8 protein-coding genes are annotated in these 15,526 nt (G+C 40.8%); all 8 read right to left on the minus strand.

Annotated elements, in window-relative coordinates:
- On the minus strand, positions 1-308 hold a 308-nt coding region (locus HT725_RS02505; protein ID WP_173252997.1), incomplete at its 3' end, for a YSIRK-type signal peptide-containing protein.
- Positions 309-563: 255 nt separating this feature from the next.
- The gene (locus tag HT725_RS02510) at positions 564-1,007 is read right to left on the minus strand and encodes a transposase (protein WP_119942462.1); all 444 of its coding nucleotides are present in this window, start codon (positions 1,005-1,007) and stop codon (positions 564-566) included.
- Entirely contained in the window at positions 970-1,731 is a 762-nt protein-coding gene (locus HT725_RS02515; protein WP_173218789.1) for an IS110 family transposase, read from the minus strand. The genes HT725_RS02510 and HT725_RS02515 overlap by 38 nt, the downstream gene beginning before the upstream one ends.
- 236 nt (positions 1,732-1,967) lie before the next feature.
- Entirely contained in the window at positions 1,968-2,858 is an 891-nt protein-coding gene (locus HT725_RS02520; RefSeq protein WP_138703865.1) for an Rpn family recombination-promoting nuclease/putative transposase, read from the minus strand.
- A gap of 100 nt (positions 2,859-2,958) precedes the next feature.
- The gene (locus HT725_RS02525; RefSeq protein ID WP_138703866.1) at positions 2,959-4,647 is read right to left on the minus strand and encodes an alpha-L-fucosidase; all 1,689 of its coding nucleotides are present in this window, start codon (positions 4,645-4,647) and stop codon (positions 2,959-2,961) included.
- Position 4,648: 1 nt separating this feature from the next.
- Positions 4,649-8,437 carry a sugar-binding domain-containing protein gene (locus tag HT725_RS02530; protein WP_173252998.1) on the minus strand — a complete coding sequence of 1,263 codons (3,789 nt, stop codon included), beginning with the start codon at positions 8,435-8,437 and terminating at the stop codon, positions 4,649-4,651.
- Positions 8,438-8,662: 225 nt separating this feature from the next.
- Complete coding sequence (locus HT725_RS02535) at positions 8,663-13,585, minus strand: ZmpA/ZmpB/ZmpC family metallo-endopeptidase (RefSeq protein WP_173218785.1); 4,923 nt, start codon at positions 13,583-13,585, stop codon at positions 8,663-8,665.
- Between the two features lie 202 nt (positions 13,586-13,787).
- Positions 13,788-14,672: an SPFH domain-containing protein gene (locus tag HT725_RS02540; RefSeq protein WP_025168872.1), complete on the minus strand. Its 885-nt coding sequence runs from the start codon at positions 14,670-14,672 to the stop codon at positions 13,788-13,790.
- Between the last annotated feature and the right edge of the window lie 854 nt (positions 14,673-15,526).

The raw sequence follows: 15,526 nt of genomic DNA on the forward strand, positions 1-15,526 counted from the left end.
GCTTCTTCAGCCGGCGCCTCTTGTGCTTTTAGCTCATCAGCTGGTTTAAGTTCAGCTGGCTGGTCAGTCAGAGCTTGCTTGGAGTCTTCCTCATCCGAGGTTCCTGGAACCCCATCTGCATTGCCATCAGAACCTGCCGTAACGACATCACTTGCCGTAACTGGAGTAATTGTCTCACTCGCTGCCACAGCTCCGTTGGCAAAAAACATCAGAGCCGCTACCGCAACACTGGCAGCACCAAAGTGGTACTTACGAATGGAATAACGGAAGACCTTTTCCCCGTTATCATCACGATATGATTTTTTCATGATTGAATTACCTCTCGTTTTTTCCTTTCTGGAGGTACTAAAAAATACCCCCCCCTTAAATATTTTAGTATTTAAGGAAAGGATATGTTTTTTTCTTTTTGTTCCCAGGCTTGTCAAAAGACAAGTTTTGAGACAGTATTATTATATACTATTTTCGCAAATTTGAACAGCAAAACGCTAAATTTTTATTTGAAAAAAGACAGTAAAAAATCACTTCCTGTGCTATACTGTAATTGAATTTTTTTAGTTTTAGCGTTAGAACTGTTTCCTCAGTCCTATCGCCTTTTCTTTTTGATAAGTCTGTTTGGTGGAGAGTAGTTTGTAAATGATTCTGAGAATCTTATGAGCACAAGCAATAATCGCCTTCATCTTGCTTCCTCTTTGGGAAATTCGATTGTAAAAAGAAGAAAAAGCTGGATCCTTAGAATGCGCTACAATTAATCCCGACATGGTCAGAGCCTGTTTGATATATCGATTTCCTTGCGTAATGTGTGAGGATTTTTTAATGCCAGCACTCTCATAAGATCCTGGGCATAGTCCAGCCCAGGATGCTAAGTGTGCATCGGATGGAAAGGCTGTAACAGTTAGTCCAATCTCAGCTAGAATAGTGGCAGCACAGTTTTCATTCACACCAGGAATGGTTTGAAGTATCCTATTTTCCTCAGGGAAACTCCTTTTCGATGTAGTGTTGAATCTCATCGGTCAATTTTTCAATGAGTTCCTGATACATCTGATATTCCTCTAAGCTCTGGTCTAAGAGGAAGCGATCTTCTAGTGACAACTTTCCTTCCATCGCTTCAACAAGTTCTTCTGGACTTGCTTTCACTCGCTTTTGGATACAAGGGATAACAGATTCTACAGTAATGCTTTCTCCGTTAATAAATAATTTTAAAAGTGATCGCCCTGTCTTAGAAAAAATATCAGAAAGATAACTTGTTAGCTTGATATTAGCCCGTTGTAAGAGATTGTGAATTTCATTTTTGACTTGAGTTTGACGCTGCTTGTAAGAACGCATGCGACGTGTCAGTAAACGAAGCTGTACTACTTCAGGAGCAGGGATATAGGAAGGTTCAATTAGTCCGCAACGGCCGAGTTGAGCAATCCATTCGGCATCTTTCATGTCTGTTTTTCGACCAGGCACATTCTTGATATGTTGAGGATTAGCAAGTACCAAGACGAGATTAGAATCTGAAAAGATATTAAAGAGAGGGAGCCAATATTGCCCAGTACTTTCAAAAAAGACATGTGTGACATGGTTTTCCACCAACCAATCTAAGGCATTGTGAAGAGCTACAGTAGTTGTCCCAAATTTCTTCTGAATTTTCTTTGGCTTATTAGTATCTAGTGGATCATCTAGAATACAACAAACAATGGATTTTTGGTGGACATCAATACCACAACACGTTTCAATCATGACTTCCATTATAAAAACCTCCTGTTAACTATTTGAACAATAGAACAAGAGGCTACTAGTAAGATATTTTTATGCTCAAGGCATATTCGAGTTATCTCATGACTCTTGTTCATCCAGTTTTTTTAACAGGCTAGGAAAAGCCCTATTAGACACCACGGATTTGTATTGTTTATCTTCATTATAAGCTAAACTTCTTTTTCTGTCATGAGTTAGCAGGCTCTGCCTGCTTAGAGTTTTTTTAGTCCTTATTTGTGATGGTCTTTCAATAGCGCCTCAAACTCAGCCACAGTCATACCCAACTGCTGACTGGCAACCTCAGATAGCAGCAGACCTTGGCGAACGAGATTTACTAGACCTACTTTTAATCCCTCTTCAATGCCTTCCGCTCTAGCTGTTTCCAAGGCATAGTCCTGCGCTAACAAGGCCTGTTCTTCTCGCATACGTAGTTGGCTAAACATCTTCCTGTCCTCCTCGGACCAGCTCTTGTAGTCTAGCAGTTGGTCTGCTTGGCTGATGGCTCGCTCGGGTTGCTGGGTAAAGGGCTTATTCCCGAAAAACTCCAACCATGGTTTACGAACCTTGTCTTTGCTGGTTTCTCTGTATTTTTTTAGTTCCAAGAATGCCATCTTGACTAGATGGTTTTCTTGTCCATTGTTTGTGATGGTTAAGACCTCACCTGTCGTGTCCTCTCGCATGCTGAAACTGTGGAAGGCCAAATCATCTGAAAAGTAATTGCTGTCCACGATTGCGATAGCGTATACTGGTGCGATATGTTTGTAACTCTGGTGGGTATCATCTTCTCGTTGGCGAATTTTTTCTAGGTTTTGATTAACCTGACTACATAGGTAAGCCCATAGGCGATTGATGAAAAAATTCTGATGATGAACCTGAATCTCAATAATAACTTGCGTACCATTATCCAACTCCGCCAAGACATCTATGCTAGTGTAGAAATCTTGGGCTGAATAAGGCAGGGAAGGTAGTACATGAATATTGCTCCCCTCCAAAATGGTTACATTTTTGGCAGGCAAGTCCAACATATCGCGGATAAACTGACAAGTGATTTCTGGGTTGCTAAAGATTTTCTTAGCAACCAAATCATTGGTCGGGCTAATGCCCGGATGTCTTAAAGTCATCCATTTCCTCCTTCTATTATACCATATTTTTAAATCTAATTTTGCTAGATTCGATGGTTCTATCTATTTATTCGAAAAGGAAATGAATTGTGAAGATATTTTATCTCGTTTCAACTAAAATATGAGCTTGATCAATCAGTTGTCCATCAACAGTCAGATTTAGATAGAAATCTAAAGTCTTATCGGCAGCAAAATACAGGGTTGGTAGGCACAAATCTTTTTTTCTTTCCCCTGCTTGGAATTGAAGGACTTGAATCTCATCCTGATAGGCGACACCATGCACACCTGTCCCCGGTTGAATCGAAATCTTAGCCTCTAAAGAGGAGCCACTTTCGCTACGTTCAATCCTAAAATGAAGAGCCTCTCCCTTTGTCACAGTTAAACTTTTTTCTGCAAATGCTAGTTCCTGAACAACTTCTTTTTTTGATAATCCAGGAGTTTTATAGAGGGAAATCTTGGTCAATACAGGTAAATCCTGTGACTCTGTAATCATCACGCGCACCTTCTGTGCCTCTACTAGTGGACCTCGCAAGAGGCGCTTATGACCAACTGTGAAGCCCCTGGCAAACTCTTGCCAGACGCCGTCCACCTCTACTTGCACATGAAAAGCAGCGATTCGTTGCCCTAACTTCAAATCTTCTCTTAACTCAATTACATCAAAAGTTTTAGGTGACCCTAACTCAAGTTCTAACTGGATTGGCAAGCCTACGTCGCTTGCCCAAGAGCTGGTCCTAAGGCCATCTGTCAAATGGTGACAGGCAAAGTCTGTGGAAAGAGCTGGACCAGATACCTCAGATCCCAGAGCCAAATCTTCTTTATAGAGCTCATTGCGATAGGCCGCAAATTCATAGAGACGTTCAATATCCTTTGCATCAAAGAGCCCATCTTGATTCGGCGGAATATTAAGCAAGAGTGGAGTTCCCCGACCCACCGAGTGAAAGTAGATTTCGACCAACTCCTCAAGTGACTTAGGATCCTGCTCTTCATGGTAAAACCAGCCCGGTCGAATGGAAACATCTGCCTCACCAATTGAAAAAATCGTGCCCGAGGGATCTCCGTGCTGAAGATAGTCCAGCTCTGCTTCTGTTCCTAGTTTATTAGGATTCACCTTTTGCCACAGGGGATCACCTGCATACCCTCGTTCATTGCCAATCCAGCGTATACTGGTATCTTCTGTTGAAAAAATTAAGCAATCTCCCTGCAGTTCACGAATGGTTTCAAACCATTTTTCAAATTCATAATTGACCTTTTGAGCGCCCTCTCCTCTAGCTCCATCCATCCAGACCTCAGCAAATTTTCCTGCATTACCATAAGCAGGATTTGATAAGATTTCCTGCAGCTGAGCCAGATAATAGGCATTATAGTCTGCTTCTCGGTCCACATGATAGAGGGGACTATGAGCATCCCACGGCGATAGGTAGACCCCCATATCCATATCAAACTCTGTGGCAGCTTGGGATACTTCAAGGAGCAAGTCCCCCTCTCCATTCCTCCAAGGGCTGGCCTTGACCGAATAATCTGTGTGAGCTGTCGGATAAAGGACAAAGCCATCATGGTGCTTGACCACCAAAATCAACTTTTTGAAGCCCGTTTCCTTGAGCACGCGAACCCACTCACGTGCGTCTAACCTTGTCGGGTTAAAGCGTGCAGGATTCTCCTGACCTGTCCCCCATTCCTGGTCATAAAAGGTATTGGGACCAAAATGGATAAAGGCTGCTAGTTCATCCTCTAAATAAGCTAGCTGGGTCGAACTAGGCAAGGGCCCATGCGGTTTTATTTCTCTTACCATACTACTTCCTATCTACATTTTTCTTAACTTTTTTGGCATGCACTTGCAATTCTGTTAACGCTAGTGGATTTACCAAGTTTTCAAATCGAAGACGAAGGGCATAGGTTTCTACCTTGTCAAATTCAAAACGAAGCTCTTCAGCCTTGTCGCTTGAAACTTTTCGGATAGCTGATACAGGTCGCCAATTCTCCTCTTGTTTGAGCAGGGAATCCTTATCCAAATGATTGGGAGTCCGAGGCAAGCTAGGCTCATTCCCTACATAATAATCAATAAAAGTAGGCTCCATCGCCACGTATTCTTGATTCTCAACATAATACAAGGTCACATTATCCACAAATCGCGGTTTTAAAATCCCTGCATCTCCAAAAAGAATGCCCACGCTAGCTTGATCTGACTTAGCAATCCAAGTATTGGCTGTCGATTTCTTCCGAGAAATGACCTTGTCATTGAGGTAAGAGACTGGGTGATTCAGCTCTGAGTGGGAAGCAAAGACCAGAGGCAGATTGGACCCTGTCCATTGATTGGAAATGACTTCCCCATCTACACTGGCATCTGTCACATGAATAGTGACTGTTGCCGGCCACTCACAGCCCGCTACTTGTCCTGTGAGCACACATTCTCCTACCTGATCATAGATTTGAGGATTGAGTTCATCCCAAGTCACCTTGGCCGTATCTCTTCTGCCATCTGATAAGACTAGTTTAACTCGGTCTGGTAAGTGTGGAGCTTCCTTGACAAGCGTCCAGACCCTTTCAGGCTCAATAGCACAAATCCCTTGAACACAAACCTGAGCAGAAGCCTTTAAATCCAAACCCTCTAGCTGACCAGATACCATAAATTCATGAAATTTTTCCAAATCTTCTTTAGGAATTTCCTCCCAGACAACCTTGACTCGTTTTGCATCGCCTGACTCATAGTCCACCAAGACCGAGGACGGAAGCTGTGGATAAGTCCCCTTAGCTGTATACAAGCGAAGTGGTCGTACAGAAACTGCCTGCCCTAGTGAGCTATTTTCTGAGACCTGCAAATGAGTTTGATAGGTCTTTCCTTGATAAATGGCGCGAATAGCCAAGTCCCCTGCAGACAAGCAATGAAGCACTCCCTGCTTGATAATGGCGTGGGCACTGCCACTCATCTCCCAAATCACTTCACTATTCCCCACCTTGTTCACAGGGTTATCCACAGTTTGTGGATAAAGTCCAATGGCTGGGGAATCCCCTTCTTGTAATTCTGCCTGCTTGTTCACTCGAATCTCAAACAAGCGCTTATTTTTCACTGGTTGGGTAGCCAAAGCCTCTCCCACTAAGAGATCAAAACTTGCTGGCTCTAGCCCTCTGGCACTGGCCTTTACTCTGACTAGACCTGCCTGCTCCAAGCTCTGAACTAAGAGGACACCTCTGCCATGAAAGGCTTTCCGCTTAAACCGACCATTTTTCTGAGCCTTGTAACGTTCATGACTGGCCTGCCTGCCATTATCCACACCTACAATGCGAGCAGGGCCTTCAATTTCAAAATGAAGCTGATTGGAAGCAGTCGGAACCCAATTTCCATTCTTGTCCAATACATCAAAATAGAGATAGAGGAGGTCTTGCCCATCTGGCTCCAGTTGTGATTTCTCGGCATGTAACCCAATCTTAGCAGGCTTACCTGCAGTCACCACCCTATCTTCTGCCACAAGCTGACCTTGACGGTCATAAGCTACAGCACGCAATTCTCCCGGTTGATAAGCCAAACGCCATTCAAGATAGAGTTGGCCAGAACCTTCTCCCTCTTGGTATTTTCTACCGCCTGAAGTCCATTTTTCCTGAAAAGTCTTTCTGCCTTGGGATTTCCCATTGAGAAATAGCTCTACTGAACCAGCATTTGAATAGACTCGAACAGGGATATCCCCATACTTATCCACAACTTGTTGATAACTCTTGTGGATTTCCCAATTCCAGTGAGGTAAGATATGAACCATAGGCTGCTGATCTAGGTCCACCCACTGACTTTGGTAAAGATAATAGTCATTTTTAGGAATCCCTGCCGTATCCACGATCCCAAAATAGGAACTCTTTACAGGCGTGTCATTTTGATTGTGCCAAGGAGTCGGCTCACCTATATAGTCCACTCCTGTCCAGATAAACTGACCCGCATAGTCTAGCCGATTTCTATCTGCTATCCAAGAAGCCGTCGCCGTCTTCCCCCAAGGAACCCGATCATTGCCATAGTCTGACTGTTCAAAATTCCGCACGTGGCGATTATCCCCAACCCATTCCTTAGCTGGGCGAAAATAGCTATCACGCGTTCGGGTAGCCGATGAGGTTTCAGACCCGTAAAGTCGCCACTTGGGATGTCTTTTACGAATCCTATCAATATTATCTTCCGAGTAATTCAAGCCTACCACATCCAGCAAATCAGCAATCTTTTCATGACCTCCAGAACCATCTCCAAAGCGGAACTGGTCCATTCCCATGGTCACAAAACGGCTATCATCAATCTCATTGACCCTTTCCAGCAAGCGTTTAATAGTTTTCAATGAATGGGCATCGCCATTTGCTTCGCTGACTTCATTTCCCAAGGACCACATAAAAATCGCTGGATTGTTCTTGCCACGCTCAATCATAGTGCGCAAGTCGTAATCTGACCAGAAATCGCCTGCTTTCGCTTCTGGATGAGTCGCTTCTTCCTCAAAAAAGCGACCATAGTCATATTCTTTCTTGCCTCCATACCAGGTATCAAATGCTTCTTCTTGAATAAGTAGCCCCATTTTAGCAGCCACATCTAGCAAGATACTACTAGCTGGATTATGGGTGATTCGAATCGCATTGACGCCCATTTCCTTCATCTGGCGCAATCGTCTCTCGGCAGCTGACCTGTTTTCCACAGCTCCCAGAGATCCATAGTCATGGTGCAGACAAACTCCATGAATCTTCAACCAGCGACCATTTAGAAAGAAGCCCTTATCCGCTTGCCAATCTATATAGCGGTAACCAAAGCTCTCCTCTTCTTCATCAACCAAAATGCCATTTTTATAAAGGCGAGTCTTCAACTGATAGAGATGAGGATGGTCAATATCCCAAAGCAAAGGTTGGAAAATTGATATGGCTTGTTGGAAAGAATATTTGTCCCCAGACTCAATCACTAGAGAGTCTGCCGCCTGCCAGTCTGACAGCTGTTGTCCATCATACCAGATACTCTGTTCTAAATATACCGACACAGACTGAGGCCCATCATTTGAAACTTTACTTTCAAGCTGAGTTTCCACCCATCCATCTCTTTGCTCCTTGAGCTTGGGACTTTCTATCTTAATCCCATATAAATCCAGATGCACCAAATCTCTAATCAATAATTTTACTTCTCGGTAAACACCACTGCCCGAATACCAACGACTGCTAGGTTGCTTATTTTCCACAAAAACCGCAAGCTGGTTGGCTGTCCCATCGTTTCTTAGATAAGAGGTGATATCATAAGAAAAGGGTGTATAGCCATTGGGATAATAGCCCAGCACTTGCCCGTTAATATAGACTTGGGCATTCATGTAAACCCCGTCAAACAACAAACGCACCGATACAAGACTGGCATCTTCTTCCAAGTAAAACTGCGTCCGGTACCAAGCCTGACCCCCATTTAACTGACCACCCTCATTTTGCGCTGGCGAATAATGGTCAAAATCATTGTAAATACTCCAGTCATGTGGCACTTGAATGGCCTGCCAATTTCCCCTCTGAAAATCCGGTGCCAAGGCCTCTTCCTTCCCCATCTCTTGGCTAAAAAACCAGTGATTTCGTAAAACTTCTTCTCTTCTCATACAAGCATTCCTCTTTAAACGACTCGATTTACTTGACTATAGCACAAAACAAAAGCGCTTTCAAGACTTCCTCTATCACTCCCTAAATACTCAGAAAAGATTCTATAATTTGTGGAAAAGTCTGAAAATCACTCCATATTCAAGCAAACTAATAAAGTCAAACCTTACAAGAGCGCAAAAAAACACCTCTCTGAATGTTCATTCCAGAGAGATGTCCCTTTTGTCTTAACTATTGTAAATCGATTGTCTAAAGTCATCTGAATCTTTGAGATAAGCTTTATAAATCGCTTTTTTCAGTTTTTGAACGGGTGTTTCGATAAATTTAAACTTTTTAGCCGTTGTGTTTCCTGCTTTTATCTGGGCTAGTTCAGCTAAAACAGCTTTATTCATAAGCTCTTGTAATTTTTCTTTACTATCAATCACTTCTTCTTTTCCGTTGTAATTTATAGTAATTGGTTTTAACTTACCTAATTTCTCAACACGCTCAGTTATTTGCTCTTTTTTGAAAGCTGCGTAAGATTTTCCTAAAATGTTATCGAAAATATATTTATCAGATAGCGGTTTGCCTTCTTCTTCAGCTTGGTTTTTGTATTGATTTGACACATAAGGAACAAATCCTTCATAATAGCCCAAAGCTCCCATAAGTTCAAAAGCTTGTTTTCTAAAGGTGATATCCCCACTCATACCAGAGTCATTTTGACTAACACCATAAATGGTATCAAACATATCCACTAAATAATACCCATTAGCTTTTACATCACCTGTTGCATAAAATCCATTTATGATATAACGATTAACTAAAATATTATTGTCAATCAGACTATTGATATCCGATAGATCTCTCGCTTCATCTAGTGTAATTTCTGAGATTTTTTCACTGTTATGCGTAGCTTTAACCGCTGGATTTTTATATGTTACTGTCGCTCTAGTTCCTGTCGATGCAATTGGTGTTATTTTTTTGAAATATTTAGTTTTATCTTCTGCTGTAAGTTGTTTTGTTGCTTCCGCTTCTAAATAATCTAAACTATATAACACATCAAAACTTCCATGCATATAAGATTTCAAATCTGCAGCTGTTTTGAATCTATCTGGTGTTTTGTTGTAAAAGCCATTTTTCTTACTTTCATCGTAAACGAAGTTTAAGTTGAAATATGTATCTGTCTCTGGTGTGTATGAATTCTCGAAGATTCCTCTAGCATAAAACTCTGCCGCTGTACCATCTCGACGACCATGATTATTAAACAGTACTGTTCTGTCTAATAAATGCGTCATTTCGTGAGAGTAAGTCGCTGAACCTCTATCATCCAGAACTCTATCTATGAAGTAACGGACACCCACTCCATTCGCTTCTGCACCTACATTTTGCGATGGTGAATATAGCCCTAATGGCGTCATAAAGTCCTTAACCCCTTTATCTGCTGTAGGACCTGACTCTTTAGACCATGTTGTCGCTATTCCAGCAAACTCATTAGGCGTATATTTTTTCATCGTATCTACAATCACTCTACTTGTAACTAATTTAGAACGATTTTCTTCTTTTGTTATTCTGTATAAAGTGTCAACATAATTAGCCTGTCTTGTCGCAGTTAATTCTATCAATTCTTTAACCTTATTAAGCTCTTCGGTATACTTAGCTTTATTTGTTTTCTTTAAAGAAGTATCCATATACGTTCCGATGTTTCCGTAGGTTACCGTCGCTATGTTAGTTATAGCATACACGCTTGGTTCTTTAATATTTACCAAACCTAATAATGTAGCTACATTTTGTTGTCTTCTACTTTCAATTTGAAGATTTTCAGCTCCATATTTCTCAGGAGGAGTAGTTAATTTTGTATATAAGTCTACTTTTTCATCAGTTTTTTCTTTCGAAGCTTTTTCAACTACGATAGCTTTAGTCGCTTTCTTCAACCACGTATCACCATCCATATTAGTGAATGTAGTTCTGTTGTAATCTAGGAAATCTAATAATGTTGGTTTATCTGTAATTTTACCAAAGTATTTCTCAAATGTTTTTGGACTATTGGTTAATCTTAATTCATCATAACTCATAGACCCAAGGTGTGTTAACCAATCTAAAGCAGTAACCTCTTTCTTACCAAATGAGCTTGGATTATAAGCTAGAATATCACGGATATTGGTATCTCCAAAATCAATATTATAAAAACGATTGATATAGGATAATCCTAGTAATATTTTCTCTTTATTAGCTTCAATATCACCTTTTACTTTTTCTCTATTTTGTTGATTGTCACCTAAAATACTCAAGGTATGCGCCGCAACTTTTTTCAAACTAGCTTCTAAATCGGTTTTAGTCGCATCGAGTATTTCTTTAATCGATAATTTTTCAAGATATTCTTTTCGTAGAATTTCTCTTACTTCATCATCCCTTATCTGCGGCTGCGTTTTTTTCAACTCACTGCGTTTTTTATAAAAATCGCGGTCTATTTCTAAAGCCGGCGGAGTTAGTTGTGCTTTAAAGTTTTCATCTGTTAAGAAGTCTACAGACTTCATTTCTCTACTAGCTTCCGTCACATCCACTGCATTTTCTAACTCGCTATTTTCTGGCAATAGATGTGGTTTGTCTTCTTTAGTACCAACCAAGATTACTTTTTGTCGCATAGCTTTAGTTGTTTCAGTCTTCTCTACTGGATTTGATAACTCTCCTGTCTCCGGATTAACTTCATAAGTTTTAGTGACGGTTGTTTCCCCTTGCTCACCTGCATCTTCAACTACTTCTTTTCCTTTCGGAAGTTCAGGAACGTCTTTTTTCACCTCTGTAATTTCTATAGGTGATACTATCTTTTCTACATTTCCAACTTTTACTATTTTGTCTTTAGCTGGAGTGTTTTCTGTTGTAGTTTCTTCTGAAATAGCTCCTGTTTCTTGATTTACTGTGTATTTTGTAGTTGATACTGTACGCCCTTTTTCACCCGGTGTTTCTACTTTTTCCTTATAACTTAGCGTCTCATCTGCTACATATCGTGTTTCAAACGGAGTATCCTTTATTTCAACCTTAGACTTAGTTCCTACTGCCGTTATTTTCGCCTGCATTGACTTAGCGACTTTTGTCGTTACAGTCGGCTCAGTTAAGTCTCCTGTTTGTTCATTTACTTTGTAAACTTTTATTGTTGTCGTTTCTTCGTCCTGACCCTGATTTCTGACTTCTTTGACACCTTTATCAAGTGACTCATCCGCAACAAACTGTTCACCTCTTTTGACTGTTGATCTTGTTTCTTCTACATTCCCAACCTTAACAACTCTATCTACTGGATGTTTTTCTATCTTTGTTGAAGTGTTTTCTACTATTTTCCCAGTACTTTCATCAAAACTGTAAGAAGTAGTTGTCACTTCCTTACCATTTTCGCCTACTACTTCTACTCGTTGCTCTTTGTAATTTAAGGCTGGTGAAGCTTTATATGTTGTTTTATATTCCAATACTTTTTCTTTAGTTACTGGACTTGGGACAGTTGGTTTCTTCTGAGAATCTGACTGATCTTGAGGAGCTAAGGGGTCAGGCTGAGCAGTTGGTCCTGGTTCGTTTCCTTGACTTGGGTTGACCTCTGGAGATGGAGGCGTTTGTTCTGGTTGTTTTTGGGGTTCTTGTGGGGCAGACTCACCAACATCTTTTACCCCCTCAACTGAATTCTCCAGCTGGTTCTCCTCACCCTTTTGTTCCGCAGGAGATTGATCTTCTTCGCGTCCTGATTCCACGACTGGGCTTGCTGGATCAGAATCTTTGGTCTCAGCAGTTTCTTTAGAGGGTTGCTTAGACTCAGTACCTTGTTGGGCAAGAGTTTGATTTTCCTCACCCCCTGATTCCACGGCTGGGGTTGCTGGATCTGGTTGCTTCGGCTCGGCTTCGGGTTTGTCAGGTGTTTGTTTCTCGCCTGGTGTTGCTTCTGTACCCGGCGTTTCTTCTGCTCCTGGTCTTGGTTGTCCTATTCCATCAGCTGGTTTTGTCTCTGTTTCATTCTCTACTATTGGAGTTTTTTCAGGTTGAACTGGTCTACCTTCCTCAGATTTTGGTGCAACTTCTTCCTTAGTCCCAACTGCAATCACCTTGTCCACCGGCTCTTTTGTAATTATATTTTCTATAACTTTACTAGATTTTTCCCCATTAACGATAGTGACTTCCGTATAGATGGTGCGTTCACCAACAACACCTTCTTGAACAACTTTAGTTTGCCCTTTAGCTAAGGTTGCATCTTCTTGTTCTATCGTTTGGAAAGCAACCTCCTCTGTAGTGACTAGCAATTCTGGTTTCTCTACTGTGGCATTTAACACACCTTCCTCAGGACTTGTTTTATAATCACTATTATCTTCTGCTTTCGGTTGTTCTACTTGGGGATTTCCTGCAACTTCTTCCTTAGTACCTATAGATCCAATTTCAGCAGGAGCTTGTTTGCTTGCAGGAGCTTCAACAATTTTCTCAACTGCGTAGGATGGTTGAGGAGATTGCACAAGATCTTCAGTCGAGCTAAAATGAGATGCAGTCTGTGGTACAATCTTCTTAGATTGAGGTTCTGAACTGTCCTCCTTTTGAGATAATGCTGGCGACTCTACTTTATCAACAGAAAGTTCCTTGCTACCACTATCTCTTACCAAATAATATCCCGTAAATTCATATCCTTGGACTGTTTCAGGACTTGGTAAAAACTGACCTTCTACTCTCTTAACAAGGGCTGGTTGCAATTCTACCAGATTTTCTAAAGCAGAGATGGATGCTCCCCAACCACCAACAGCAAAGACTGTCACAAGGAAGTAAGACGCTCCCTTTTTTCTCTTGATTAAAGTGAAGGAAAGCAATAATAATCCTGCTCCCAAGATAAACATCCCATCATTAGAAAAAAGACCTGTTTCTGGTAATCTTGTAGCTAATTTTCGATAGATAAAGTAGTATTCTTTTCCCTCTTTTACCTCAATCTTATTTTCTTCAAACCATTGCAACTCAGATTTCAGCTTTTCAGATAAATCCTGCTCATCCAAATAATGACTTGAAATTAGTGTTGAATTCGTTTCTGTAGCCTGTACAGGTTGAGCACCCATACCAGCAAAAAATAAACTCGTTCCTAGCAAGACTGAACAAGCTCCTATTGCATATTTCCTCAAAGAAAAACGCTGCTTTCTCTCAAATTGAAATTCTTTCATCCCATCTCCCATCATTCATTATTACTGTATATTTAGTATATCAGAAATCGTTTGTATTCACAAATCTTTCTAGTTATTCCCTTATCATTCCAAGTTAAGGGCAACAACATACAATAATTTTTAGTTAAATGTATATCAATGTTCTTTGCTTTTCTTAACAAACGCAATACAAAAAGAGCCTGTTGCCAAGCTCTTTAATCTATTATTTCTTCTCAGCACGGAGGGCTGACAAGATTTGTGTACGGATATCATCCACACCATTTGGCGTATTTGGTAGAAAGATGGTTTGATTTCCTTTAGAGGCAAAGGTATTCAAGGTATCCAAGTACTGGTTAGTCAAGAGGATGGACATGATTTGTTCTTCTGTCATGCCAACATTGGCTTCCTTGAGTTCAGTGATAGACTCTGCCAATCCATCCACAATCGCCTTACGTTGTTGGGCAATCCCCACACCATGAAGACGGTCTTTTTCTGCTTCGGCTTCAGCTGCAGTGACGATTTTAATCTTATCAGCTTCCGCCAATTCTTGCGCTGCGACCCGCTTACGTTGCGCCGCATTGATTTCATTCATAGATTGCTTGACTTCTGCATCTGGTTCGACCTTGGTAATCAAGGTTTTCACAATAATATAACCGTAAGTAGTCATTTCTTCTGCTACTTGGTGTTGGACTTCAAGGGCAATCTCATCTTTTTTCTCAAACAATTCATCCAAGGTTAATTTTGGAACAGAAGAGCGAAGAGCGTCTTCGATATAAGATTTAATCTGAGATTCTGGACGCATAAGTTTATAGTAGGCATCTGTCACGCTCTGTTCATTGACACGGTACTGAGTCGCTACATTCATCATAACGAACACATTGTCCTTGGTCTTGGTCTCAACCACAATATCACTTTGCAGCAAACGCAACTGAATCCGCGCTGCAATCGAGTCAATCCCAAAAGGCAAGCGAATATGAATACCGCTATTGGCAACCTTTTGGTATTTCCCAAAGCGTTCAATAATCGCCACCGACTGCTGACGAACCACATAAACCGTACTCAGTGTGACTATCACCAATAGGAGCACACAAACAATCAGAAAAATCATGAAAAATATTGCCATAATGGAACCTCCACAAGTATTTTTCTAGTATTATAGCACATTTAAAGAAGGCTGTACCGTTTTTACTGCGATTTTTCCTGAAATGTCAATAATTAGAGATGAATTGTCCTATTGTCGTCTAATTTCTATCAATTTAAGTTACATATATTAGAAACCTTGCTCAGAATATTTCTAGCTCCGTTATTTATCCAAGTACTATCTGAACTTTTCAAGCTATGGCTAACTAAACAAAACAAATAACAGCTAACCCTTTAATAGGATAACAAAAACATCATTACAGTGAACCGCACTCCAATAGTTCAAGCATTAAGCAATGTTGATGATCTAAATTTATTGTGGTATACTATTTTTGTCATCGGTTACCGATTACGTTCCTATGGGTTCGTGAGAGGAGGTGAAACTAATGAGCCTTATCATAGAGCTCGCTCTTACTATTATAGCGGATGTTATAGCTGGAATTATCTTGTATTTCGTCTGCAGATGGCTAGATAGTAAGGAGTAGACCGACTGACTAGCCTATCAACACCCGTTAAATCGCTAAGATACGTCAAAAAAGCCCTTAACTACGGCAATAGTTAAGGGCTTTGGTGTTCTAATGAACCTTATCAATTAACTATATTCTAGCATATAATCTACAATAGTTCAAGCATTAAGTGAGGTTGATGATCTAAATTTAGTGTGGTATAATACTTTTGTCATCGGTTACCGATTACGTTCCTATGGGTTCGTGAGAGGAGGTGAAACTAATGAGCCTTATCATAGAGCTCGCTCTTACTATTATAGCGGATGTTATAGCTGGAATTATCTTGTATTTCGTCTGCAGATGGCTAGATAGTAAA

Origin of the sequence: Streptococcus sp. 2579 (genome assembly GCF_013277195.1) — a bacterium.
Classification (GTDB): domain Bacteria; phylum Bacillota; class Bacilli; order Lactobacillales; family Streptococcaceae; genus Streptococcus.

Excerpts from the sequence above, each read along its gene's own strand:
- HT725_RS02510 (WP_119942462.1), bottom strand. The coding sequence starts at position 1,007 with ATGAGATTCAACACTACATCGAAAAGGAGTTTCCCTGAGGAAAATAGG.
- HT725_RS02515 (WP_173218789.1), bottom strand. The coding sequence starts at position 1,731 with ATGGAAGTCATGATTGAAACGTGTTGTGGTATTGATGTCCACCAAAAA.
- HT725_RS02520 (WP_138703865.1), bottom strand. The coding sequence starts at position 2,858 with ATGACTTTAAGACATCCGGGCATTAGCCCGACCAATGATTTGGTTGCT.
- HT725_RS02525 (WP_138703866.1), bottom strand. The coding sequence starts at position 4,647 with ATGGTAAGAGAAATAAAACCGCATGGGCCCTTGCCTAGTTCGACCCAG.
- HT725_RS02530 (WP_173252998.1), bottom strand. The coding sequence starts at position 8,437 with ATGAGAAGAGAAGAAGTTTTACGAAATCACTGGTTTTTTAGCCAAGAG.
- HT725_RS02535 (WP_173218785.1), bottom strand. The coding sequence starts at position 13,585 with ATGAAAGAATTTCAATTTGAGAGAAAGCAGCGTTTTTCTTTGAGGAAA.
- HT725_RS02540 (WP_025168872.1), bottom strand. The coding sequence starts at position 14,672 with ATGATTTTTCTGATTGTTTGTGTGCTCCTATTGGTGATAGTCACACTG.